Raw genomic sequence first — 23541 nt, 5'->3', positions numbered from 1 at the left:
TTGAAATGCTTCTTCTTTTGACCGTATGCTTCTTTTCTTTTTCTTTTCCCCGTTAATTTTGTTGATTAGTAATGAAACTTTAAATTGACGATTATGAAAAGAGAAAGATTATTGGTAATGGTATGTTTATTTGCGTTACCGTGTACGCAAATATCTGCCCAAGGTTTCTTAGGAAAGATGAAGAAAGCAGCTGAGAAAGTAGGGGTGGTAGAGCAAAAAGATGAAAAGCAAACCGAAGCGCAGGTTGAAAAGCCCGCCGTTCTGCCGAAGCAGGAAGAAGCGGCGACTGGCTACGCTGTACCCCATTTGACGCCCGCCACTATTTGGATAAGCGGATTGGCCGTACACTCTGATATGGAATGTTTCAGCGATGATATGTTGTGGGTAGAAGATGCCGAAACTCACCTTTGGGGATACATTAATAAGAAAGGAGAACGGGTGATACCTTGCAAGTATAAGGGACGGTATGATCAGACTTGTGCTTTCGATCACGGATATGCGGTTGTTACAAAGGAAGTAAATTATAAAACGCGTTTTTTCATTATTGATAAAACGGGTAAGGAAACTCCATTGCCTGAGACTTATTCCAGAGTGTCCGATTTTAAAGATGGCCGCGCGTTGGTTCGGAAGATGGTTAACTATAAAACGTCTGTAATCTATATTGATACATTGGGAAAGGAAATTTATCCCGGTTTGGCACGTGCCAGCAAAGAGTATCTGGATGATAGTGCCGTACCGCGCGATTTCTGTGATGGGTTGGCGGCTTTCTTTGATGCGGAAAAGGGGTTGTGGGGCTTTTATGATAGAAGCGGTAAGTTGGCGATAACTCCTGTGTATAAGGAAGTTGATGACTTTAGTGAAGGTCTGGCAGCTGTATTGGTAGTGGATAAGGAGTTGCAGAAAGAGCGCTGGGGATTTATAGACACTGCCGGAAATGTGATGATTGAGCCTGCTTTTAAGGAACGTCCATATCGTTTCAGTGAAGGGTATGTGGTTGTGCAGACGTCTAATGGATTGTATCAGATGATTGACAAAACCGGAAAACCGTATGGAGGTGAGTTCAACCGTTTGTGTCCCTTTAAAGATGGTTATGCATACGCCCGCGATGATAATCGCAAGGTATTGCTGCTTGATAAAGATCTGAAACCTGTGCCTGGTTTCAGTGCGGACTTTGTAATGCCGCAGCGTGACGGACTTATTGAACTGGTCTTCCTGGAGGGACTTTCTGCGGTTGGGGCAGGCAATGATTATCGCAAAATAGGCGGCAAGGCAATCATTGATCCGAAGGGAACTGTTCATATCGGGCAGGGAAAGACCAATGCCTCGATAAGGAACTTCTTTAATGGGCTGGCATATTGCTATGCTCGCGTAAAAGATGACGGTTCTTATGTGAGCGGCTTCGTGGATAAGACCGGGGCTTATATCCTGGCATTCGATAAATAGGTAATCTGTGCTTATTAATTGCGGAACAAAGTGTTATCTTTGCATCCGCAATTAATTTTTTATAGGAAATGATACAGATAGGTGATGTAGTGGTGAGCTTTGATGTGCTGCGTGAAAAGTTTATATGCAATCTGGATGCCTGCAAGGGTGCTTGTTGTGTTGAGGGAGATGCCGGGGCTCCGGTGGAACTGGATGAAATAGAAAAGCTGGAAGAAGTACTGCCTGTGATTTGGGAAGAACTTGCTCCCGAGGCACGTGCCGTTATAGAGAAACATGGTGTAGTGTATACTGATTGTGAGGGTGATTTGGTGACCTCCATTGTCAACAACAAGGATTGTGTTTTTACTTGTTATGATGAGAAAGGCTGTTGCTATTGCGCCATAGAGAAGGCTTACCGGGACGGAAAGACAGATTTCTACAAACCTGTTTCCTGTCATTTGTATCCGATCAGGGTAGGAAATTACGGAGTTTATAAGGCAGTGAATTATAACCGTTGGGATGTGTGTAAAGCCGCCGTATTGCTGGGGCGGAAAGAGAATCTGCCGGTATACAGGTTTCTGAAAGAACCGTTGATACGTAAGTTCGGTGAGGATTGGTATGCTGAACTGGAATTGGTGGCAGAAGAGATGAAGAAACAGAATCTGTTGTAAGGATAGTACGGAACCATATCACAGGCGGATTTCTCTATTTCGTGAGCTGAAAAGAAAAACGCCGGATAACAGGATTTTCCTGTCCATCCGGCGTTTCTTCGTTGTAAGATGTGAGGTTGGTTAATAAAAACGTGTTATTCAGTGACTAATCACTAATCGTTAATCATTAGTCACTGTTTTTTCTTATGCATCTATATTTGCATATGTTGCGTTCTTCTCAATGAATTCACGACGTGGGCCAACATCTTCGCCCATAAGCATAGAGAAGACGTAGTCTACTTCAGCAGCATTCTCAATGCTTATCTGTTTCAGCATACGGTTTTCCGGATTCATGGTTGTGCTCCACAACTGTTCCGGGTTCATTTCACCCAAACCTTTGTAACGTTGTGTGTGCACGGCATTTTCCGAGCCACCGCCATAGGTATCGATAAACTTCTGGCGTTGTTGGTCTGTCCAGCAATATTCCTCCACTTTACCTTTTTTGCAGAGGTAGAGGGGCGGAGTGGCGATATACAGATAGCCGTTGCGGATAACCTGCGGGAAGTAGCGGAAGAAGAGCGTCATGATCAACGTGTCGATGTGAGAACCATCGACGTCGGCATCGGTCATGATAATCACCTTCTTATATCTCAACTTATCGATATTTGCTTCCTTGCTGTCTTCGCCGTCCACACCGAAACGGATGCCGAGAGCCTGAATAATATTGTTGACTTCATCACTCTCGAACGCTTTATGCCACATGGCCTTTTCAACATTCAGGATTTTACCGCGAAGCGGCAGAATAGCCTGGAATCTACGGTCGCGGCCTTGCTTGGCAGAACCACCTGCCGAGTCACCCTCGACAAGGAACAATTCGCATTCTTCCGGGTCCTTGCTTGAACAGTCGGCCAACTTACCCGGCATACCGCCACCGGACATCGGTGACTTACGTTGCACGGATTCACGCGCCTTACGTGCGGCAACACGTGCCTGTGCGGCCAGAATCACTTTGTCTACCACCATCTTGGCTTCCTTCGGATGCTCTTCCAGATAATAGTTCAGTGCTTCACCTACAGCCTGGTCTACGGCTCCCATAACTTCGCTGTTTCCGAGCTTCGTCTTGGTTTGTCCTTCAAACTGTGGTTCCTGTACCTTGATAGAGATTACAGCCGTCAGACCTTCACGGAAGTCATCGCCTGCGATTTCTACTTTGGCTTTTTCCAGCATCTTGTTGTCTTCGGCATATTTCTTCAGCGTACGGGTCAGTGCGCGGCGGAAACCAGCAAGGTGCGTACCACCTTCGATGGTATTGATATTGTTTACGTAAGAGTGGATATTTTCGTTATAAGACGTATTGTACATGATAGCCACTTCCACCGGTGTGCCTTGTTTCTCTGTGTTGATGTAGATTACATCATTTACCAGATGTTCGCGGGAGGAGTCGATGTAGCGGACGAATTCCTTCAAACCTTCTTCCGAGTAGAAAACTTCCATCTTGGTATTGTTTTCTTCATCTTTTACACGAAGGTCGGTCAGAGTGATCTTGATGCCTGCATTCAGGTAGGCCAACTCGCGCATACGGGTAGCAAGGATCTCGTAGTTATAAACGGTTTCCGTGAAGATCGTGTTATCCGGCCAGAATTGCTGACGTGTACCTGTAATATCGCTTGTTCCGATTTCCTTTACCGGATACAGCGGATGTCCGCATTCATATTCCTGCTGATAGATTTTTCCGTTACGGAAAACCTGCGTAGTCATGTGTGTGGACAGGGCGTTCACACAAGATACACCTACACCGTGCAAACCTCCGGATACTTTGTAAGATCCCTTATCGAACTTACCGCCGGCATGCAATACGGTCATGACAACTTCCAGGGCTGATTTCTGCTCTTTTTCGTGAAAATCAACCGGAATACCACGTCCGTTATCCTGTACAGTGATGGAATTATCTTCGTTGATGGTTACTTCAATGTGGTCGCAATAGCCGGCGAGCGCTTCGTCGATAGAGTTATCCACAACTTCATAAACCAGGTGGTGAAGTCCTTTCGTACTAATGTCACCAATATACATCGCGGGACGCTTTCTAACAGCTTCCAAACCTTCCAGAACCTGGATGTTCTCGGCTGAATAGCTCCCGTTATTGGAGTTAATCTGTTCTTCAGTCATAATCTAATTTCCTTATTCAAATAACAGAGCAAATATAGTGAAAATTCGTGAGATACGAAACTAAACTGAGTGATAAATTTGATTCGTTTACAGCTTTTTAGCTTCTTGCGGAAGGTTCCGGAACGGGGTGGGGCGATAGGTGCAGATGCAGAAAAAGTCGGACTAAAAAGTCCGACTTTCCTTGTATGTCTTTTGTGTAATATTAATTAGCTTATCCTAGCTTATTAATGTAGAGAGCCAACTTTGACTTCAAGTTGTTAGCTTTATTCTTATGGATTACATTGGTCTTGGCCAATTTGTCCAATATCTTAGTTACGCCCGGATACATTGCAGTAGCTTCTGCCTTGTCGGTTGTAGAACGAAGCTTTCTAACAGCATTTCTCATGGTTTTGCCATAATATCTGTTGTGAAGTCTTCTAGTCTCTTCTTGTCTGATTCTTTTCAGTGATGATTTGTGATTTGCCATCTCGACTAATCTTTTTTAATTCGTTTATTTTTTTAATTGTAGCCCGTGGGGGAATCGAACCCCCCTTTCAAGAATGAAAATCTTGCGTCCTAACCGATAGACGAACGGGCCATCCTTTGTTGAGCATTTCTGCTCTTGCAGAGAGATTATCTCTCGTTTGCGGTTGCAAATGTAGGGACTATTTTTGAATTGGCAAAATAATCTTTGGAAAAAAATAAAGGGATTTGTAGCGTTTATTCTCTGATTTTGTGTTTATGGTCTGAATATCAGGAGAATAATATCTTTCATTTTTTTACTTCCCTACCTGCATTTTTTTATTTATCCTTGTTTTATTCCCGTTATTTCCGGCTTTTTTCGTAGTTTTGTTACCGGATTGAAACCAAAACTTGAAGCGCGAATGTTACAGAAAACGCTGGGGATTGTGCTGCATACCCTGAAATATAACGATACCTCTCTTATTGCGGACATCTATACGGAGACGGCCGGACGCGCTTCGTTCATTGTAAAGATACCCCGTTCGCGGAAGGCTGCGGTGAAATCGGTGCTGTTTCAGCCACTCGCCTTGGTGGAGTTGGAGGCGGATTTCCGTTCGAACGCCAGTATGTATAAGATAACGGAGGCGAAGTCTTACTATCCGTTTTCTTCCATTCCCTACGATCCGTACAAATCTTCCATAGCGCTTTTCCTGGCGGAGTTCCTGTATCGTGCGGTGCGCGAAGAGGCTGAGAACCGTCCGTTGTTTGCTTATCTGCGACATTCTATTATCTGGCTGGACGAGTGCCGCGATAGTTTTGCCAATTTCCATCTGGTGTTTCTGATGCGCTTATCCCGCTTCCTGGGATTATACCCTAATCTGGAGGATTATGAGAATGGTGATTACTTTGATCTGCTGAATGCCTGTTTCACTCCTTTGCGCCCGCAGCTTCATTCATTTTATATACTTCCTGCGGAGGCTTCACGGCTGACGATGCTGATGCGCATGAATTATGAAACAATGCACCTCTTTGCCATGAACCGCGCTGAACGTACCCGCTGCCTTACAATAATGAATGAATATTATCGCCTCCACTTGCCTGACTTTCCCGTATTAAAGTCTCTTGAGGTGCTTAAGGAGCTCTTTGATATGGATTAATAAGTCCTTTGACGTAGAACAATAAACCCTTTCCTGTATATCTCACTGACCTTTGGCGCAAAAGATGCCATCTTTCGCTGTAAAAGATGCCATCTTTTGTAGCATAACATGCCACCTTTTGATGTAAAAGATGCCATCTTTTGCATGAGATTAAATAGGGATGTGATAGAGATGTATGAGGGATATGGGGAAGAACTCCCGGACCGGATGCGTTGTATCAGCGGTGGAAAGTCGGATACTTGTTATTGAAACGGAAGCCGATACCCAGCATCAGATAGTTCGGATCACTGAAATTCTTCAGATTGTAACCCACATGCAGGTAGGAGCTGCGGGTAAGTTCCACTTTCAGCGTCAACACCTGGTAGATACCTTTGTGGTCGCCGCCACCATGCAGAACGTTGGCACCGATACCGACACCGACTGTGAAGTAGGGCATCACGTATTCCGCACGTCCTGAAATACCCAGGGCTAACTGCTTGTGAAGAGACGGCTTGTAGCACTCATTTCCGTTTCCGGGGATCGTATAAACATTGGAGCTGGCATCGTATACACCATCCAGCGAAACACCGGTACGGAATTTATATCCGATGTTGTACATGGGGGCGAAGTTGAAACCAAGCACCGTATAAGCATCCGGTGAAGCGATCTGTCCGCTACCTACCCACACGCCTTTCCGCCTCCATGAGCCGAACAGGGTTAGGTCATAACTGACGTGGCGCGGAAATTTCGGTACAGGTGCATAGTATGTGGGTTTGGCAAGCGCATCTTCCGGTCTGTTGAAGTTATAGACGACGCCTACTTTCAATCCCATGGTGTTCAGACCCGCATTGGGGAATTTGGTGTTGCCATTAGAGAAGTGGGTACCGGTTACTCCGGCAATCAGGTCGATCTGCCGTGAAACCATCCAGTTCAGTTGCACGCCGGCGTTGATATAGGCATTGGCTTTCGAGCCGATTACACTGTTGTGCGGGTTGTAGCGTTCGTCATAGGGTTTCCAGCCGAAGGACACACCGAAGTTCCATTCGTAATTGAGTGACAACCGTTGGGTGATACGCGCAATGCGCGCCCCTTGATAGACGTAAACGGCAATCGGGTTTCCCAGTTCTTCTTTGCTTCCGAGGTCGTAGTAGCCTACGCCTATACCTTGGTAGGCGCTGCCGTAAATCCGGTCGGCACAAGTATTGGGTTTGAACTGGAATGAATATTTCAGGTGGGCGGAATAGCCCCATTCGAAAGGTTTCCATTGGGAGTTGTCCCCCGCCAGGAATGAGCTGGTAGGGAATATATACCCCGGGCGGTATTCTACGCCCAGTCTGTGAATAAAACGTTTGGCGAAGTATCCCGTATCCGGTTTATATCCCGGTACACTGTCTTGTGTCCGGCTTTTGGCGTAAGCTATGTCAGACAAGAAAAGCATTGCCCCCGCAAGGACCATTAATTTCCACATCTTTATATTGCTTTTCATATACTGTACCAGAATTCTAGTTTTATTATTATGCGGGGATATTCCCTTGAAAATGCGTGGCAAATATAATGATAGTATTTGAAATAAAAATTATGATACTCAATAAAATGCGAAAAGAAGCCGTGTTTTCGGGCGATAGAAGTTAAATTACTTTCTTCTATCTTCCGGAAACACGGCTTATAACAGAAATGAGGCGGGAGTTTATCCCAGCAATTCTTTCACTTTGGCGGAGATGGCACGACCTTCGGCAAGTCCGGCAAGCTTCTTGGAAGCAACGCCCATTACTTTCCCCATATCTTTACCACTGGTAGCACCTGTCTCGGCAATGATTTCCTTCAGGGCAGCTTCCAGTTCTTCGGCGGACATCTGCTTCGGCAAGTAAACTTCAATCACCTTCACTTGTGCCAGTTCATCGTCTGCCAGGTCCTGACGACCTTGCTGGATGTATATTTCAGCGGCATCTTTGCCTTGTTTCATCAACTTCTGCATGATCTTTAATGCAGCGTCGTCGGTCAGAGTATCGTTGGCGCCCGGAGCGGTCTTTGCTTCCAGGAATACTTTCTTGATGTTTCTTAATGTTTCGAGTGCCACTTTGTCTTTGGCCTTCATTGCGGTTTTAATGTCTTCGCTGACTCTTTCAAATAAATCCATAAGTTTACTCTATTTTTGTTTATTACGTTATCGTATGTTCTGATCTTTCATCCGCGTAGTCTGCGGATGAAAGATGTCTTAAGGCGGATTTAGAAGGTAATCACTCCTCCCATATCTTCACCGCCCTGTGCCTCTTCCGTAGCAAGCTGTCCTTCGGTAGCCGCTTTGGTTTTAATGGTGCTCAAGGTGCTCTTATCGCGCAGGTATGTCGGTGAACTTTCTACCATGCTGATAATATCGGCATTATCCAGATCTTCGGGGTTGAAGATATAGATATGTCGGCGTTTGCGGATGTTCTTGCTACCGATGCCGCTGGCACTTTCGCCATAAGCCTTGCGGATACGCTCTTTGTTCTTTTCTTTTTCTTCTTCGAGCTGAAGCTGGCGTTCTTCCTCTTCCTGGCTGCGCTTTTCGAGTACACTGTCCATACCGGGAACATCTTCCATGCCGAAACCGGTGGCGAGTACGGTAATCTTTACTTTACCTTCCAGTGTGTTGTCCATAGCCACACCCCAGATTACCTCTACGCCTTCGCGGAACTTGCTCATGAATTCGTGGATCTCGTTCATTTCCTCCATCATCAGTTCCGAGCTTTCGCAGAAGGATACGTTCAGCATCACCTTCTTGGCATTGAAGATATCGTTGTTGTTCAGCAACGGAGAGTGCAGGGCATCGTCGATGGCTTTCGTCACACGGCTTTCACCTTCGCCGAAGCCGGTGCTCATGATGGCAACGCCACCGTCTTTGAGGATGGTCTTTACATCTGCAAAGTCCAGGTTCACCGTTCCACGCATGGTGATGATCTCTGCAATACTCTTGGCTGCGATAGACAACGTATCATCTGCCTTGCCGAAAGCATTCATAAACGTAAGGTCGGAATATATTTCGCGCAGGCGCTCGTTGTTGATAACCAGTAGAGCATCTACATGCTGGGCGATACGTTCCACGCCATCCAGCGCCTGGATAATTTTCTTTTCACCTTCGAAGATAAAAGGTATGGTGACGATACCGACGGTGAGGATGTCCATCTCCTTGGCTATGCGGGCAATGACGGGAGCAGCTCCCGTACCTGTTCCGCCACCCATTCCGGCGGTGATAAATACCATTTTGGTACCGTCGTTCAGCAGCGATTTGATTTCTTCGCTACTTTCTTCGGCGGCTTCTCGGGCACGTTCGGGACGGTTTCCGGCACCCAGTCCCTCGGTAATAGAACGCCCCAATTGTAGTTTTACGGGGACGGGAGACTCTTTCAACGCTTGGTTGTCCGTGTTACACAGAACGAACGTCACGTCGTGTATGCCTTCCCGGTACATGTGGTTCACGGCATTACCACCACCACCACCTACACCAATCACTTTAATGATCTTCGGTGAATCTGTCGGGAAATCGAATTGTACTATATCGTCCATAGTTCCTTATTTTTTTGAGTTTATTTCAAATCGTCATCCGAGAAAATCTCATTGGAAATCTTGTTGAAAGTCTTTTCAAACCAGCTGGGACCTTCTTTCTTCTTTTTCTTTTTCTCTTCTTTTTCTTTACGTTCTTTCTCCTTGCGTTCCCGTTCGCGACGTTCTTTCTCTTCCTTCTCGCGCTGTGCTTTGGCGGCACGGGCAGCGGCTTCCTGTTCTTTTAGGGCTTCGTCGTCGCCAAACATATCGACGGGTTTCGGTGGAGTAACGGTGGAAGCGGCAGGTGCAGGTTTCACCTCTTGCAGGCAGCAGTTTTCGTTGCCGGCAGCAAGCAGGCCGAGCAGTGTATTCTGCATGCCGTCTTTCTTCAGTACATCGCTGAAGCCATGGATGGTGTTGTGTACAAACCGGGTGGTCTTTACCTTATCGACCTTGCTGCGTTTGCGGAATGCGTCCTCCATGTTTTTCAGGTTGGCGCCCCCACCGGTGAAGATGATGCCGGACAGCAATCTGTCTTCGTATCCGGAAAGTTGCAGTTGGTTCCATACATTGGCAAGGATTTCTTCGGCACGGGCGTCGATGATGTCGTTCAGTACGTTCAACTCGATGCTACGACCGTCCTCCAGTGTGCAGACTGCCGGTGCTTCTGTCTCTTCTTCCTCGTAAAGCATATCTCCGTATTTCAGCTTCAGTTGCTCGGCTTCGGCTTCTTCCATTTGCAGGGCGGTAATGTCACGGGTGATATTGTTTCCCCCCAGCGGTAGTACGCTAAGGAAGCGGAGAATGTTATTTTTATATACTGATACGGTAGTCGTATCTGCCCCGAAGTCTACCAAGGCACATCCCGAGCGCATTTCGCTTTCCGTCAGCACGGCATTGGCCAGGGCTATCGGGGCGATGAGCAAGTCGGCAATTTCTACTTTGGCCTGCTCGAAGCTGTGCTCCAGATTCTTCTTGAGGGAAGCACGCGCCACGATATTCAGGAAGTTTCCTGTGATACGTTTGCCTGCCACACCCACCGGATCGGCCTGAAGATTGTTGTCTATCTTATATTCCTGCGGGGCTACATCCAGCACACTCATGTCCATCAGGGGAACTTCGAGGTTTTCATCGCTGATTGCATCTACCAACTCTTGCGAAATAATCCCTTCCTCTTCCAGCACACGGCTTACCGCATTCTTTACCGTGCGCAATGACTGTCCGCCGATGCCTACATATACTTTGGCAATGGAGTTGTTCAACTGGCTTTCCAGCTTGTTGATGATGGAAGTCAGAGCCTGTGCGGTCTTGTCTATGTTGTAGATGACTCCTTTGTGGATAAAAGAAGAGGCATCCTCACGCGCGTAGGCCAGCACTTGTATGCTTCCGTCGCTGTTCTTCTTGCCGGCGATACCGGAAATCTTGGAAGAACTCAACTCGATAGCGGCGATAAATTCTGTTGTTGCCATAGATATATTCCTAATTTATTTAATTTCCTCGTTTTGTACAGATAATCTGATTACTAAATTCAACGTTAATACGTGAATATTTGTTCCATCCTACCTTATTTAATCCTTTTTCATAGAAAGCTTTCACCCGTTCGAGCTTGCGCTCAAAGCCGTCCAACTTACCGAGATAGATGATGTGGTCGCCCACACGGGGCACTAATTCCACATTCTTGTCCGACAGCACATGTATCTGTTCGATCTGTGCGTCCCAGAACTTATTATTCTGCAAAAATACACCAAACTTATATAAATCCCTCATGGCAAACGACTTTTCTACTCTTCCGGTCACTATGGCAAGGTGAGCAACGCACTTTGCGTCGGGTGGCATTACGGTGCCTTTGTTGTCCAGATAGTAGTTTTCACCGTTTGCGCTCATCACTCGCAGGATGGGGATGCGCTGGCTGACTTCCACACAGAGTATTCCACTGGGAGTCTTATAACATTCCACTTCGTCGATCAGCGGATGTTTGGCGAGTTCCCGCTCCAATGTTTTGCTGCGAATGCGGTCCATTGGTTTGCCAACGGGATAAATACCTTTCTTCTCCAGCATACCCGTTACTTCTTTCTTGGTGATGAAGCCGGCATAAACTGTATCTTTGATAACCAATTCCATGTCACGACACACCTGTCCGGCAGGCTTCCGGTTGAAAGCCGTGATAGCTACCACCAGATAGGCGATGACGAGCAGCAGGACGATAGACAATAGAATTCGCTTTAGCATAATGTTTATATTAGTGAAGAATTAAGAATGAAGAATTCTTAGTTTAAGTTGTTTCGTGATTTCGGGAACGTAGTTATCTATGTCTCCTGCACCTAAAGTAATCAGAACCTCGATCTTTTTCTGCGACAGCAGGTTCAGTATGTCTTCTTTCCTGCACATACATTTTTCAATGCCCGGACGCAGGTTGTCGTATATCAGCTGACTGGTGACACCGGGAATCGGTTGTTCACGTGCCGGATAGATATCTACGAGGATCACTTCGTCGAGCAGAGACAAACTATCGGCAAATTCCTTGTAGAAGTCACGGGTACGTGTGTAAAGGTGTGGCTGAAAGATAGCTGTTATTTTCTTGTCCTGATATAGATCGCGGATAGACTTTACGCTTTGTGCTATTTCGGCAGGATGATGGGCGTAGTCGCTCAGGAATACCACTTTGTCATTCTTGATCTTGAAGTCGAAACGGCGGTCTACTCCGCGGAAACTTGCCATGCCGCGTTTGATTTCCTCGTCCGTAGCACCGTTGAGGTGGGCGAGCGCCATGGCTGCCACACCATTCTCTATATTGATGCTCACGGGAACACCTAATTGGATATCATTGATACGTGTATCAGGTGCCACGAAGTCGATAAATATCTCACCGTTCCCGATGCGGATATTCTCAGCATGGAAATCACCTTCGGTGCGAGCATAGGTATAAACCTTTACCCCGGATTGCACATCAGGCTTTAAAGCAATGTCTTTGTGAATGATCAATGCGCCGCCCGGTTGAATCAGGGTTGTATAATGACGGAAGCTTTCCAGATAGGCTTCTTCCGTACCGTAGATATCCAGATGATCGGGGTCAGTAGCTGTAATGACACTCATGTACGGTGATAACCAATGGAAAGAACGGTCGAACTCATCTGCTTCGATCACTGTGTACGGACTGGACTGAGACAGCAGCAGGTTGGTTCCATAATTCTTGGAGATGCCTCCGAGGAATGCGGTGCAGCCTACATGTGACTGATAAAGCAGATGTGCAGCCATTGTGCTGGTGGTGGTTTTACCATGCGTTCCGGCTACGCACAGACCTTTACTGCTGTGGGTGATTGTTCCCAGAACCTGGGCGCGTTTTTGTATTTCGAAACCGTTATTGCGGAAGTACACTAACTCGGTATGGTCTTGCGGAACGGCCGGGGTGTATACAACTAAAGTTGTTTCCTCGTCCTTGCAATCTTCGGGGATCAGGCTTACATTTTCTTCATAATGTATCTGTGCGCCTTCTGCGATAAGGTGTTCGGTCAGTTCGCTCGGAGTGCGGTCGTAACCAGCTACGAGTTTGCCCTTTGATAAGAAATAACGTATCAGGGCACTCATACCGATGCCGCCGGCACCGACGAAATATACGGATTTGATATTCTCTATATTCATCTTCTTATAGTTTAATACTATCTCAATTCTCCTCCTCCCGGGAGGAGGGGAATTGAGTTACTACAGTTCATTCATTGAATTATTATGGTTTATCTATCAGTTTCAATACTTCTTTTGCAATTATAGTTGCTGAGTCCGGCAGAGCCAATTTGGCAATGTTCTCGCTCAACGTTTTTAGTTTTTGTGCATCGGCAACCGTTTCGAGTGCTACCGGAATAAGATGCTTCATTGCATCTGCATCCTTCACGTAAATGGCGGCTTCCTTATCTACGAGGGCCAGTGCATTTTTAGTCTGGTGATCTTCTGCCACATTGGGTGAAGGTACCAGAATAACCGGTTTATTCAGCAGGCAGAACTCTGAGATAGATCCTGCTCCTGCACGCGAAATGACCAGATCGGCAGCCGCATACGCACTTGCCATATCTTTAATGAAGTCCGTCACATAGAGGTTCGGGATAGCTGAAATGCGTGGATTACGTACCGCTTCTCCGGTGGTGGTAGTGATGGCATCTTTCACTTGCTGGATGTATATCTTTCCGGTCTGCCAGATGAACTGGATGTCACCGTGTGCTTTGATCGTATCCAGTGCGGCAATCAGCGTCTGGTTTATAGTACGCGCTCCAAGACTTCCACCCAGTATCAATATTGTTTTCTTCTCCGGATTGAAACCGAAAGAGGTCACGGCAGCTTCGCGACTCTGCTTATTTGCTAACAGATTTTGTCGAACCGGATTTCCTGTCATAATAATCTTATCCGCGGGAAAGAACTTTTCCATTCCATCATACGCTACGCAAATCTTGCAGGCTTTTTGTGCCAGCAGCTTATTTGTTACGCCTGCATAAGAGTTCTGTTCCTGTATCAAAGTCGGTACTCCCATCATGCCTGCTACTTTTAGCGTAGGGCCACTGGCATAACCGCCTACACCTACCGCTACCTGAGGATGAAACTCTTTCAGTATGCGGCGTGCCTTCAGCTGGCTGCGGAGTAACTTTATAATCACTGCAAAGTTTTTCCATAAGCGTTTACGGTCGAAGCCTGCCACAGGTAAACCGATGATTTTGTATCCTGCATCGGGCACGCGTTGCATTTCCATCCGTCCTTCTGCACCTACAAAGAGGATTTCTGCATCGGGGCGTAGTTCCTTGATGGCATTGGCAATGGATACTGCGGGAAATATATGTCCCCCTGTACCTCCACCGCTTATGATAATGCGGGGAGCCTCTCCGTTATGACTATTATTCATATCTTTCATACTTAAATTTATTGCAGGAGTTAAAGGAGTTATCACTCCGTTATCTCCTACTCGAATTCTGCATCACTATTCAGCACCTTTGCTGTTGGTTCGGCCGCTGTTTGTATCTCGCTATTTCTTTCTTCGACAGCAGCTTCCACTTGCATCGGTATCTGTGCGTCATGTTCTTTAATCTCTTCCAATTTGGCAGTATAGCGACTCACACTCAATATCATGCCGATATAGGCGCAGTTGATAAGTGTGGAGGTACCACCTTTACTGATAAGCGGCAGCGGTTGCCCGGTGACCGGTGCCAATCCTACTGCTACCATCATGTTAAATACGGCTTGCGATACAAGCAGCAGCGCAATTCCTATGATGAGGAAGGCCGGAAACGTTCGGTCGCACTTCTTCGCTATACGCCCGACTCGTATCAGCAGGCAGACGTAGAGGAATACGACGAAAGCCCCGCCTATCAATCCCAATTCTTCCACAATGATGGCAAAGATAAAGTCAGAGAATGCTTGGCTCAGGAAGTCGCGCTGTACTGAGTTGCCCGGTCCTCTACCTACAACGTTGCTTGTGGCTACGGCAATACGGGCGTGGGCTATCTGGGCATCTTTGTCAATATCGAATTTGGCGGCAGGTACTTCTGTGTCATCCGTGAATTTCTCTATACGGGCACGCCATGTGTCAAAACGGTGCAGGAACGGTAAATCGCTATTCTTGGTCAGTACCAGGAATGCCACACCTATGATTGCTACTCCTGCCAGAGCACCGGCCAGTATTAACAGTTTCTTCATTGCCACCCGTCCGATGAACATCATCAGAAAAACCACTCCGAAAAGTAAAGCCGCCGTCGAAAGGTTCTCCGGTGCAATCAGCAGGCAGACAACACCTGTGATAATCATGATACGCTTAAAGGCTTTCGGACTGGCCCCGTCTTCATCCTGTCCCTTGGAGAGGATAAAGGCAGTGACGATGATCACGGCCATCTTTGCCACCTCCGAAGGCTGGAACTGGATACCCATGAAGGTCATCCAGCGTGCAGCACCGTTGATGCGTTCCATCATCATGACGAGACCCAGTAATACTACGGACAAAGGAAGCAGGAACACAGGGAACACCTGAAACCACTTATAAGGAATATTGTGCATAAACACCACTACTACAGCGCCCACCATCAGGATGATGCTGTGCTGTGTAATAGGCCCCCAGTGGTCGCCGCTCTTGTACGTCAGTGTAGACGCGGCGCTGAACACTTCTACGATAGAAATGAGGCAAAGGAAAAGGAATATGATCCAGATTACCTTGTCACCTTTGAATATGCTTCTGAGTAAGTCCAATGCTTCGCAAATTAATAGTTAATAATTAAAGAATGAAAGCGCTCATATACGCTTGCTTTTCTCACGATGTGCGACCGTCTTTTTATCCCGGGTACGGGATAGCCCCCTATCCCGGGTGGGGGATAGCTTCCTATCCCGGGTAGGGGATAGCCTGCTTTCCCGGGTGCGGGATAAAATTCTGATCCCGGGCGCGGTCATAATGCTCTTACGTATTCCTTGAACTGGTCTCCGCGATCTTCATAACTGTTGAAGAGGTCGAAGCTTGCGCAACAAGGACTCAGTAATACCGTTTCGCCTTTTTTCGCTAAACGGAAAGCGGCATCTACGGCATCTTTCATACCGGTCTGCACATCGGCAACGGGCAATCCCATGCGATCGAAGAAATCGTGCAACTTTTCGTTATGCAATCCCAGGTAAACCAGGGCAGAGCATTTTTCGCGCACCAGGTCCTCAATTTCTGTATAGTCGTTGCCTTTATCTTTTCCGCCCAGTATCAGGACCGTTTTCGTTTTCATGCTCTGCAAAGCATACCAGCATGAATTTACGTTGGTAGCTTTAGAGTCGTTGATAAACTCTACACCGCGCACTGTGGCTACTTTTTCAAGGCGGTGTTCTACGCCTTTGAAGTCGGACAAGGCACGGCGAATATATTCTTTCTCTATTCCGGCAAGATTGGCAGAGATGCCTGCGGCGAGAGAATTGTATAAGTTATGTGTGCCTTGTAAAGCCAATTTCTCCTGCTCCATGTTGAAGGCGATGGGTTCGTTGATTTCCACTTCACCGTCTTCTACGTAGGCTATGGCTCCATCTTCTTTCATTGCGGAGAATGGATAAAGATGGGCGCATAACCCGTGTTTGTCCAGTTCGCGTTTGATGATGGGGTCGTCATTCCAGAAGATGAAAGCATCTTCCGGTGTCTGGTTCTGCGTGATACGGAACTTTGCGTCCACATAGTTCTGCATGCAGTGATTGTAGCGGTCCAGGTGGTCGGGCGTAATATTCATCAGCACGGCAATATTAGCGCGGAACTTATACATGTTATCCAACTGGAAAGAACTGAGCTCAATCACGTAGTAATCATGTTGATCCGTGGCCACCTGCAAAGCAAGGCTCTTGCCAATGTTGCCTGCCAATCCTACATTCAGACCTGCACTCTTGAAAATGTGATAAATGAGTGAGGTGGTAGTGGTCTTACCGTTTGAACCGGTAATACATATCATTTTTGCATTGGTATAGCGTCCTGCAAACTCTATCTCAGAGATGACAGGCGTACCTTGCTTTTTCAGTTTCAATATAATCGGAGCATCATTGGGGATGCCGGGGCTTTTCACCACTTCTTCGGCATTTAAAATCAGCTCTTCTGTATGCTGTCCCTCTTCCCAGGAGATGTCGTACCTGTCCAGCACTTCTTTATATTTGCTTTTAATGGCGGACATGTCGGATACGAATGTGTCGAATCCCTTCACTTTGGCGAGTACGGCAGCACCTGCACCACTCTCTCCGGCTCCTAATACTACAATTCTACTCATGTTTTCTTTAGTTACGGGCTACCAGCTACGAGCTACAAGCAGTGGCTGGAGTTGGTAGTTGCTACAAGTTTGTTTCTTATTGGTTACCGGTAGCGAGCACTTGTAGCTTGTAGCTCGTCACTGGTAACTCTGTTATCTTATCTTTAATGTAATAATCGTTATCGCGGCCAGTACAATCGTCACAATCCAGAAACGGACCGTAATTTTTGACTCATGGAACAGCTTGGTCGGCGTTGTAAACTTCACTGTACAGCCCGGTTCGATCAGGCTCATGGAGGTACGGAAATGGTCGTGAATAGGTGTTCGTTTGAACAGCCTTTGTTTTACTCCTTTCCGTTTTCCGGCTTTGTAATAGAACCGTTGTAAAATGACGGATAGGTTTTCCAGCAGGAATACACCGCAAAGAATGGGTATCAGTAACTCTTTGTGTATGATGATGGCAAATACGGCGATGATACCGCCAATGGTTAAACTGCCCGTATCACCCATGAATACCTGTGCCGGATACGCATTGTACCACAGAAAACCAATCAAGGCACCAATGAAGGCGCAGATGAAGATTACCAGTTCTTCCGATCCGGGAATATACATGATATTCAGATAACCGGCATATTCGATGTGGCTGGATACATAAGCTAAAATTCCCAGTGCCAAACCTATAATTGCCGAGTTCCCTGCCGCCATACCGTCCATTCCATCATTCAGATTGGCACCATTGCTGACGGCTGTCACTACGAATATAGTGATAATCACAAACAGTACCCAACCTGCCGTTTGCGCATGTTTACCCATAAAACTTACGAAATCAGCATAATCCAGGTTATTGCTTTTGAAGAAGGGGATGGTAGTCTGCGTCGACTTAATGTCTTGTCCCGCATGAATAACTTCCACTTCCTGCCCGGGTTTCTGCACTTCAATGTTTTCGCGGATAACAGCTTGCGGGCTCAGGTATAAGGTAAGCCCCACGATTAATCCCAAACCTACCTGTCCGATAATCTTGAACTTTCCGTGCAGGCCTTCTTTGTCCTTCTTGAAAATCTTGATATAATCATCGGCAAATCCTAATGACCCCAGCCATACCGTGGTAATCAGCATCAATATCATATAGATATTACTCAACTTACCCAGTAGCAGACACGGAATGAGAATTGCTACAATGATAATGACGCCCCCCATGCTCGGTACACCTACCTTGTTCACCCCGAACGGATCGATGCTGGCATCACGTTGTGTTTCCGTAATCTGTTTCCGTTTCAGCAGGTTGATAAAACGATCTCCCCAGATGCTTGAAATGAGCAATGCAAGGATGATTGCCATCAAAGCCCGGAATGATGTATATCCAAACATACCCGCACCGGGAATGTCATACTTGTCTAACCATTGAAATAAATAATACAACATAATTTGACTATTTGCTGTGATAAGGTGGTAAAGTAATATCACTCTATCACCCTATTACTCTAAAACATTATCGCTTTTAATTCTTCTTTATCATCGAAATGATGTTTCACTCCCTTAATCTCCTGATAGTTTTCATGGCCTTTTCCGGCTACGAGAATTACATCACCCGGCTGTGCTAGTAGGCAAGCGGTCTTGATGGCCTCGCGACGGTCGGCTATGCTGATGGTTTTCTGCATGTCCTCCTTGTCTAATCCGGCAAGCATATCGTTGATGATATCCTGGGGTTCTTCAAAACGCGGGTTGTCCGAGGTAATGATGACGCGATCGCTGGCTTTGGCTGCTTCCTTGGCCATGATGGGGCGTTTGCCTTTATCGCGATTACCGCCTGCACCTACTACGGTGATCACCTTTCCTTTGCCTTCAAGTACTCCGTGAATGGCGTTCAATACGTTGATGAGGGCGTCCGGAGTGTGTGCATAATCTACAATGGCGGTGATGCCTTTGGGTGAGCGCACTGCATCGAAGCGTCCGGCTACCGGCTGCAAAGTGCTGAGGGCAACCAATACATCTTCCTCTTTTTTGCCGAGCAGTACAGCTGCACCAAATACCGCCAACAGGTTTGAAGCATTAAAACGGCCGATGAAATGCACGGCCAGTTCGTGGTTATTGAAGTCGAGTAACATACCTTCGAAATGAGACTCCAATATCTTGCCTTTGAAATCGCTGAGGCTGCGCAATGAGTAGGTGTATACCTTCGAGCGCGTGTTTTGCGTCATTACAAGCCCGTTCTTATCATCCAGGTTGGTCAGACTGAAGGCATTCTTCGGCATATCGTCGAAGAATTTCTTCTTAGCTTTGAGGTAATTCTCCACTGTCTTGTGATAGTCCAGATGGTCGCGCGTCAGGTTGGTGAAAATACCGCCTGCAAAACGAAGCCCGCTGATACGCTTCTGGTCGATAGAGTGCGAACTCACTTCCATGAAGACATACTTGCATCCGGAGTCTGCCATCTGTCCTAATAACTGGTTCAGAGTGATGGGGTCGGGGGTCGTATGCTCAGTGGGTATGGGTTGATCGTCTATGTAGTTGCAAACAGTAGAAATCAGTCCTACCTTATAGCCGAAATAACGGAATGTATTATATAATAAGGTGGCGATGGTCGTCTTTCCATTCGTTCCGGTTACACCTACCAGTTCCATCTTGGAAGTAGGATCGTCGTAGAATGTAGTGGCTACTTTGCCTACAGCGTCTTCGCTGTCTTTCACCTGAATGTAGGTGATGCCCTCCTGTTTAGCTTCGGGTACATCTTCGCAGAGCACGGCGACAGCGCCTTTCTCTATGGCCGCGGGAATATAGACATGTCCGTCAGTTTGGGTACCGCGCATAGCCATAAACAGATGTCCGGCTTGTACCAGGCGGGAGTCGATGTTTACCCCCGTTATCTCCGTCTCCGTACTTCCGATAATCTGTATCGGTTGTATTGCTTTCAGTAATTCACTTAATACCATACCTTATATATAATATATATTCTAAATTAGTAAATCTTTCGTCCGCACCTCTAATGAAGTGCTAACGTCACCGTCTGTCCTTTTACCACACGGTTGCCGCCCGGTATCGATTGATTTCTCACTTTTCCAATACCGTTTAGTCTGACTTTCAGACCTTTACTCTCCAATAGGTACACAGCATCCTTCGCTCCCATTCCAATAACACTGGGGACAAGATCCGGGTTGGCCCCGTCTTTACCTTGCAGAACAACTGCATTGGGAGCTGCTTGTGTATGTCCCCAAGCCTCTTGTCCTTTCTTGGACGTGAACTGTTTCTGTACCGGTACTTTCAAACTATTCAATACCTGGAAGGCTTCATTCATTTCTCCGGCTTTTACGGGAGGAATGACATTGCTTGTACTGTCTATTGCATTGCGGATATCAAACCTCAGATTCTTTGCATATACTCTTTCTGCAATTTTTCCGAATACACTACCTGCCATCAGACCACCTGATGCCGGAAGTCCCGGTTTCTGTATGGAAACGATACAGCTATACTTGGGAGCATCAGCCGGGAAATAGCCACAAAAGCTTACCAGATAATTCACCCGTCCGTTTTTATAGCCTGCTGTACCTTGTGATACCTGTGCTGTACCCGTCTTGCCGGCTACGGAAAATTGTTTGCTTCCGGCCGGTTTGGCTAATCCTTGTGATACCACTTTTTCCAGAATATCACGTATCTGAGTCAATGTCCGGTCAGAGCATATCTTCGGGTTAATCACTTCCGTAGGATATTCTTCTATAACTTCACCGTCTTTTACCGCAGCCTTTACGAATTTGGGTCGTATCATTACACCATTGTTGGCAATGGCATTATAGAAAGTCAGGATATTGAGTGGCGGAACCTGTGTTTCGTATCCGATACTCATCCAGGGCAGGGTTGTTTTTGCGAAGTATCTTTCCTTCGGCCCCTTGATGTTAGGCTTTCCTTCGCCGGAAATTTGTAGATGTAGCGGTTGGTCGATGCTCATGCGCTTTAAACCATCCACATATTTCTGCGGATTATCTTTGTAATGTTTGTCAATGAGATAGGAGACACCTACATTGGATGAGACTTCCAGAATACGTGTTACATTGATTTTCCCGTATCCTCCGCGATGCCAGTTATGATCTCTCATTTTGCTGCCATACATCATCATAATGCCATTTCCGGTGTCTACTTCTGTTTCCGGTGTGATCTTTCCATCTTCAAGAGCCACCATGATGGAAGCTGTCTTGAAAGTCGAGCCCGGTTCCATCATGTCACTGATGGCATTGTTGCGCATTTCGTAATAGTTGCCATCGTTGGCTTTCATCATGTTGACGATGGCTTTCACTTCGCCGGTCTGTACTTCCATGAGTACTGCCACACCTACAGTGGCATTAATTTCCTTCAACTTGTCTACCAATGCTTTCTCGCAGATATCCTGCATGCCTACATCGAGGGTTGAGATAATGTCGCAACCGTCTACGGGGGCTATATCTACGATATTCAGGTACTTGTTCATCACCTTCTGGCGATGGGTGATGCCGTCGCGACCTTTCAATAAGGTGTCGAATGACAACTCGATACCATTTTTTGCACCTTGTGCAGTATCGGCATAAAGATCGCCCAATGTACGGGCTGCCAATGATCCGAATGGCTTCTTACGTTGATTATAAACCTGCTCGTGGAAGCCACCTTTGTACTTGTTCAGATTGAATACAGGCAAACGTTTTGCTTCTTTATACTGGATATACGAAATGCGTCTCGGATAAATCAGATAATTACGGCTGCCCTTCTTACGCCCTTTCTGTAAGTGTGATTTAAATTCAGCGGCACTTTTATCGGGGAATATCTTATGCAGTCCTTCGCAAATTTCGTTCATATGATTCACCAGCATGGTATCTTTGGTTACACCACCTGCCTTAAAGTCCATATAGATGCGATATTCCGGCAAGGAACTTGCCATTAGTTTGCCGTCGGATGAAAGAATATTACCACGATTAGGCTTTACCGTTACGTTCTCTTTTATGAAACGGTCGGCTACATCCTGCCAGTATTGTCGCTCTGCAAACATGATAATTGCGGCTTTTACGACAATAGCTATTCCCAGCAGCCCTATTACGAGGACTACAAAGAAGTAGCGGGTCATGATATTTTTCTTATTTACTGCCAAGTCTGTTTTCTGTTTAACGGTTCTACTGATTACTTAATCAAATACGGTGGATTGGTTGAGGTCTGTAAGTCACTCTCCTTGGTTGCAATGTATTCCTCAATGCGTGACTGGCGACTTTTTTCCATCAACTCCGAGCTACGGGTGAGGGCATCATATTTAATGTCAATCAGTTCTTTTTTCAGTTTATCAATCTCTATCATTTGTTGCTGACAAGCATAACGGTTGTGTATGTAAAACAGTATCAGCACCATTATCAGCACAAGCAATTTGGTCTGACGACGGAAAAAATCCGTTGCCAGAATATCACCACCAATGATGTTCTTCAGAGACGTGCGATTTTTAGCTTTCTTCGCCTTTTCCGCTTTCTCTGTTTTCTCATTTACCTGTTTTTCTTCCATTTCCTTCATCGCTCTATCACTCTACCGCTTTATCACTTTACCACTCTTGCTCTTTATTACTTCTTCTCCGCTATTCTCAGTTTTGCACTTCGCGATCTCGGATTTCGTTCTATCTCCGCTTCGTCCGGTACAATCACCTTATTGTTCACCAGCCGGAAAGGTGTCTGTACATTTCCAAAGAAATCTTTTTCCATCTTGCCTTCTACGTTTCCGGTTTTCATCATATTCTTCACCATTCTGTCTTCCAGCGAGTGATACGTGATTACTACCAGTCTTCCACCTGGTTTCAGCGCCTCGGTTGCTGCATACAACATCTCTTTCAGCGCTTCCATTTCCTGATTTACTTCGATACGCAATGCCTGGAAGACTTTTGCCAGTTCTTTTTTCTCCCGTTCCCGGCCGAAAAGTGGCTTGATGATTTCCAGAAACTCACCGATAGTTGTTATTTTTTGTCCGGCGCGTGCCTTTACGAGTACGGATGCCAATTTGCGGCTGTTTTTCAGTTCACCGTACAAATAGAAGATATCTGCCAAGCGCTCTTCATCATAAGTATTGATAATGTCCGCCGCAGTGTCTCCTGCACGTTTGTTCATACGCATATCCAGTGCTCCGTCAAAGCGGAATGAGAATCCCCGCTCGCTATCATCGAAGTGATGTGAGGACACGCCCAGATCGGCAAGTATCGCATCTACTTCTTCTATATCATGGTAGCGCAGGAAGTTATGCAGGTAGCGGAAATTGCTGCGTACAAAAATAAAATGCGGATTATCCACGATATTCTGTTCGGCATCTTCGTCCTGGTCAAATCCCAGTAACCGTCCGCCGTCTCCCAATCGTGACAGTATTTCGCGTGAATGTCCTCCTCCGCCGAAAGTGACGTCTACATACGTCCCATCCGGGCGGATATTCATTCCGTCCACACTCGGCATCAACAGCACCGGTACATGATATGTCAATTCTTCATTCATCACT

The 23541-nt window shown here is 46.4% G+C and carries 19 protein-coding genes and 1 tRNA gene; 3 read left to right on the top strand and 17 right to left on the bottom strand.

Translation table 11 applies throughout. From position 1 onward, the window contains the following. The first annotated feature begins 93 nt into the window (after positions 1 to 93). Positions 94 to 1443 (top strand): WG repeat-containing protein, encoded by a 1350-nt coding sequence (locus K6V21_RS03715; RefSeq protein ID WP_224320879.1) that lies wholly within the window; start codon positions 94 to 96, stop codon positions 1441 to 1443. A 68-nt stretch (positions 1444 to 1511) separates the two neighbouring features. Next, positions 1512 to 2093, top strand: a complete 582-nt coding sequence (locus K6V21_RS03710; protein WP_217712573.1) for a DUF3109 family protein — start codon at positions 1512 to 1514, stop codon at positions 2091 to 2093. Positions 2094 to 2276: 183 nt separating this feature from the next. Here the strand turns inward: K6V21_RS03710 and gyrB are convergent, their stop codons facing one another. From gyrB to K6V21_RS03695, 3 genes are all read right to left on the bottom strand, one after another. Next, the gene (gene gyrB, locus K6V21_RS03705; protein ID WP_217712572.1) at positions 2277 to 4238 is read right to left on the bottom strand and encodes a DNA topoisomerase (ATP-hydrolyzing) subunit B; all 1962 of its coding nucleotides are present in this window, start codon (positions 4236 to 4238) and stop codon (positions 2277 to 2279) included. A 211-nt stretch (positions 4239 to 4449) separates the two neighbouring features. Then, positions 4450 to 4704: a 30S ribosomal protein S20 gene (gene rpsT, locus K6V21_RS03700; RefSeq protein WP_044265199.1), complete on the bottom strand. Its 255-nt coding sequence runs from the start codon at positions 4702 to 4704 to the stop codon at positions 4450 to 4452. Positions 4705 to 4743: 39 nt separating this feature from the next. Then, positions 4744 to 4815 (bottom strand) — tRNA-Glu (locus K6V21_RS03695). A gap of 286 nt (positions 4816 to 5101) precedes the next feature. Here K6V21_RS03695 and recO point away from each other — a divergent pair. Further along, a complete protein-coding gene (gene recO, locus K6V21_RS03690) occupies positions 5102 to 5836 on the top strand; it encodes a DNA repair protein RecO (RefSeq protein WP_044265197.1) in 735 nt (244 codons plus the stop codon). Positions 5837 to 6053: 217 nt separating this feature from the next. Here the strand turns inward: recO and K6V21_RS03685 are convergent, their stop codons facing one another. The 14 genes from K6V21_RS03685 to rsmH form a co-directional block, all read right to left on the bottom strand. Further along, a complete protein-coding gene (locus K6V21_RS03685; RefSeq protein ID WP_217712571.1) occupies positions 6054 to 7301 on the bottom strand; it encodes an acyloxyacyl hydrolase in 1248 nt (415 codons plus the stop codon). A gap of 201 nt (positions 7302 to 7502) precedes the next feature. Then, the gene (locus K6V21_RS03680) at positions 7503 to 7952 is read right to left on the bottom strand and encodes a GatB/YqeY domain-containing protein (protein ID WP_044265193.1); all 450 of its coding nucleotides are present in this window, start codon (positions 7950 to 7952) and stop codon (positions 7503 to 7505) included. A gap of 89 nt (positions 7953 to 8041) precedes the next feature. Then, positions 8042 to 9361, bottom strand: coding sequence for a cell division protein FtsZ (gene ftsZ / locus K6V21_RS03675; RefSeq protein ID WP_007210870.1), 1320 nt, complete (start codon positions 9359 to 9361; stop codon positions 8042 to 8044). Between the two features lie 20 nt (positions 9362 to 9381). Then, positions 9382 to 10809: a cell division protein FtsA gene (gene ftsA / locus K6V21_RS03670; protein ID WP_044265191.1), complete on the bottom strand. Its 1428-nt coding sequence runs from the start codon at positions 10807 to 10809 to the stop codon at positions 9382 to 9384. Positions 10810 to 10828: 19 nt separating this feature from the next. Beyond that, positions 10829 to 11569 (bottom strand): cell division protein FtsQ/DivIB, encoded by a 741-nt coding sequence (locus tag K6V21_RS03665; RefSeq protein ID WP_217712570.1) that lies wholly within the window; start codon positions 11567 to 11569, stop codon positions 10829 to 10831. Between the two features lie 21 nt (positions 11570 to 11590). Next, on the bottom strand, positions 11591 to 12979 hold the full coding sequence (murC, locus tag K6V21_RS03660; RefSeq protein WP_224320878.1) for a UDP-N-acetylmuramate--L-alanine ligase: 1389 nt from the start codon (positions 12977 to 12979) through the stop codon (positions 11591 to 11593). 82 nt (positions 12980 to 13061) lie between these two features. After that, entirely contained in the window at positions 13062 to 14231 is a 1170-nt protein-coding gene (gene murG / locus K6V21_RS03655) for an undecaprenyldiphospho-muramoylpentapeptide beta-N-acetylglucosaminyltransferase (protein ID WP_410490260.1), read from the bottom strand. Positions 14232 to 14278: 47 nt separating this feature from the next. Continuing rightward, complete coding sequence (locus K6V21_RS03650) at positions 14279 to 15556, bottom strand: FtsW/RodA/SpoVE family cell cycle protein (RefSeq protein WP_217712568.1); 1278 nt, start codon at positions 15554 to 15556, stop codon at positions 14279 to 14281. A gap of 194 nt (positions 15557 to 15750) precedes the next feature. Then, entirely contained in the window at positions 15751 to 17085 is a 1335-nt protein-coding gene (gene murD, locus K6V21_RS03645) for a UDP-N-acetylmuramoyl-L-alanine--D-glutamate ligase (protein WP_217712567.1), read from the bottom strand. A 132-nt stretch (positions 17086 to 17217) separates the two neighbouring features. Next, positions 17218 to 18486, bottom strand: coding sequence for a phospho-N-acetylmuramoyl-pentapeptide-transferase (mraY, locus tag K6V21_RS03640; RefSeq protein WP_007210863.1), 1269 nt, complete (start codon positions 18484 to 18486; stop codon positions 17218 to 17220). A 59-nt stretch (positions 18487 to 18545) separates the two neighbouring features. Further along, positions 18546 to 19994, bottom strand: a complete 1449-nt coding sequence (locus K6V21_RS03635) for a UDP-N-acetylmuramoyl-L-alanyl-D-glutamate--2,6-diaminopimelate ligase (RefSeq protein ID WP_044265177.1) — start codon at positions 19992 to 19994, stop codon at positions 18546 to 18548. A 50-nt stretch (positions 19995 to 20044) separates the two neighbouring features. Next, complete coding sequence (locus K6V21_RS03630) at positions 20045 to 22147, bottom strand: penicillin-binding protein (protein ID WP_224321994.1); 2103 nt, start codon at positions 22145 to 22147, stop codon at positions 20045 to 20047. Between the two features lie 53 nt (positions 22148 to 22200). Then, the gene (locus tag K6V21_RS03625) at positions 22201 to 22569 is read right to left on the bottom strand and encodes an FtsL-like putative cell division protein (protein WP_125910786.1); all 369 of its coding nucleotides are present in this window, start codon (positions 22567 to 22569) and stop codon (positions 22201 to 22203) included. 56 nt (positions 22570 to 22625) lie between these two features. Beyond that, a complete protein-coding gene (gene rsmH, locus K6V21_RS03620; RefSeq protein WP_217712565.1) occupies positions 22626 to 23537 on the bottom strand; it encodes a 16S rRNA (cytosine(1402)-N(4))-methyltransferase RsmH in 912 nt (303 codons plus the stop codon). Positions 23538 to 23541 lie beyond the last annotated feature (4 nt).

The organism is Bacteroides cellulosilyticus, from assembly GCF_020091405.1.
Taxonomy (GTDB): Bacteria; Bacteroidota; Bacteroidia; order Bacteroidales; family Bacteroidaceae; genus Bacteroides.
The sequence above is the reverse complement of the archived record's forward strand: the minus strand, read 5'-3'. Positions and strand labels throughout refer to the sequence as shown.

Excerpts from the sequence above, each read along its gene's own strand:
- K6V21_RS03715 (WP_224320879.1), top strand. The coding sequence starts at position 94 with ATGAAAAGAGAAAGATTATTGGTAATGGTATGTTTATTTGCGTTACCG.
- K6V21_RS03710 (WP_217712573.1), top strand. The coding sequence starts at position 1,512 with ATGATACAGATAGGTGATGTAGTGGTGAGCTTTGATGTGCTGCGTGAA.
- gyrB (WP_217712572.1), bottom strand. The coding sequence starts at position 4,238 with ATGACTGAAGAACAGATTAACTCCAATAACGGGAGCTATTCAGCCGAG.
- rpsT (WP_044265199.1), bottom strand. The coding sequence starts at position 4,704 with ATGGCAAATCACAAATCATCACTGAAAAGAATCAGACAAGAAGAGACT.
- recO (WP_044265197.1), top strand. The coding sequence starts at position 5,102 with ATGTTACAGAAAACGCTGGGGATTGTGCTGCATACCCTGAAATATAAC.
- K6V21_RS03685 (WP_217712571.1), bottom strand. The coding sequence starts at position 7,301 with ATGAAAAGCAATATAAAGATGTGGAAATTAATGGTCCTTGCGGGGGCA.
- K6V21_RS03680 (WP_044265193.1), bottom strand. The coding sequence starts at position 7,952 with ATGGATTTATTTGAAAGAGTCAGCGAAGACATTAAAACCGCAATGAAG.
- ftsZ (WP_007210870.1), bottom strand. The coding sequence starts at position 9,361 with ATGGACGATATAGTACAATTCGATTTCCCGACAGATTCACCGAAGATC.
- ftsA (WP_044265191.1), bottom strand. The coding sequence starts at position 10,809 with ATGGCAACAACAGAATTTATCGCCGCTATCGAGTTGAGTTCTTCCAAG.
- K6V21_RS03665 (WP_217712570.1), bottom strand. The coding sequence starts at position 11,569 with ATGCTAAAGCGAATTCTATTGTCTATCGTCCTGCTGCTCGTCATCGCC.
- murC (WP_224320878.1), bottom strand. The coding sequence starts at position 12,979 with ATGAATATAGAGAATATCAAATCCGTATATTTCGTCGGTGCCGGCGGC.
- murG (WP_410490260.1), bottom strand. The coding sequence starts at position 14,231 with ATGAAAGATATGAATAATAGTCATAACGGAGAGGCTCCCCGCATTATC.
- murD (WP_217712567.1), bottom strand. The coding sequence starts at position 17,085 with ATGAGTAGAATTGTAGTATTAGGAGCCGGAGAGAGTGGTGCAGGTGCT.
- mraY (WP_007210863.1), bottom strand. The coding sequence starts at position 18,486 with ATGTTGTATTATTTATTTCAATGGTTAGACAAGTATGACATTCCCGGT.
- K6V21_RS03635 (WP_044265177.1), bottom strand. The coding sequence starts at position 19,994 with ATGGTATTAAGTGAATTACTGAAAGCAATACAACCGATACAGATTATC.
- K6V21_RS03630 (WP_224321994.1), bottom strand. The coding sequence starts at position 22,147 with ATGACCCGCTACTTCTTTGTAGTCCTCGTAATAGGGCTGCTGGGAATA.
- K6V21_RS03625 (WP_125910786.1), bottom strand. The coding sequence starts at position 22,569 with ATGGAAGAAAAACAGGTAAATGAGAAAACAGAGAAAGCGGAAAAGGCG.
- rsmH (WP_217712565.1), bottom strand. The coding sequence starts at position 23,537 with ATGAATGAAGAATTGACATATCATGTACCGGTGCTGTTGATGCCGAGT.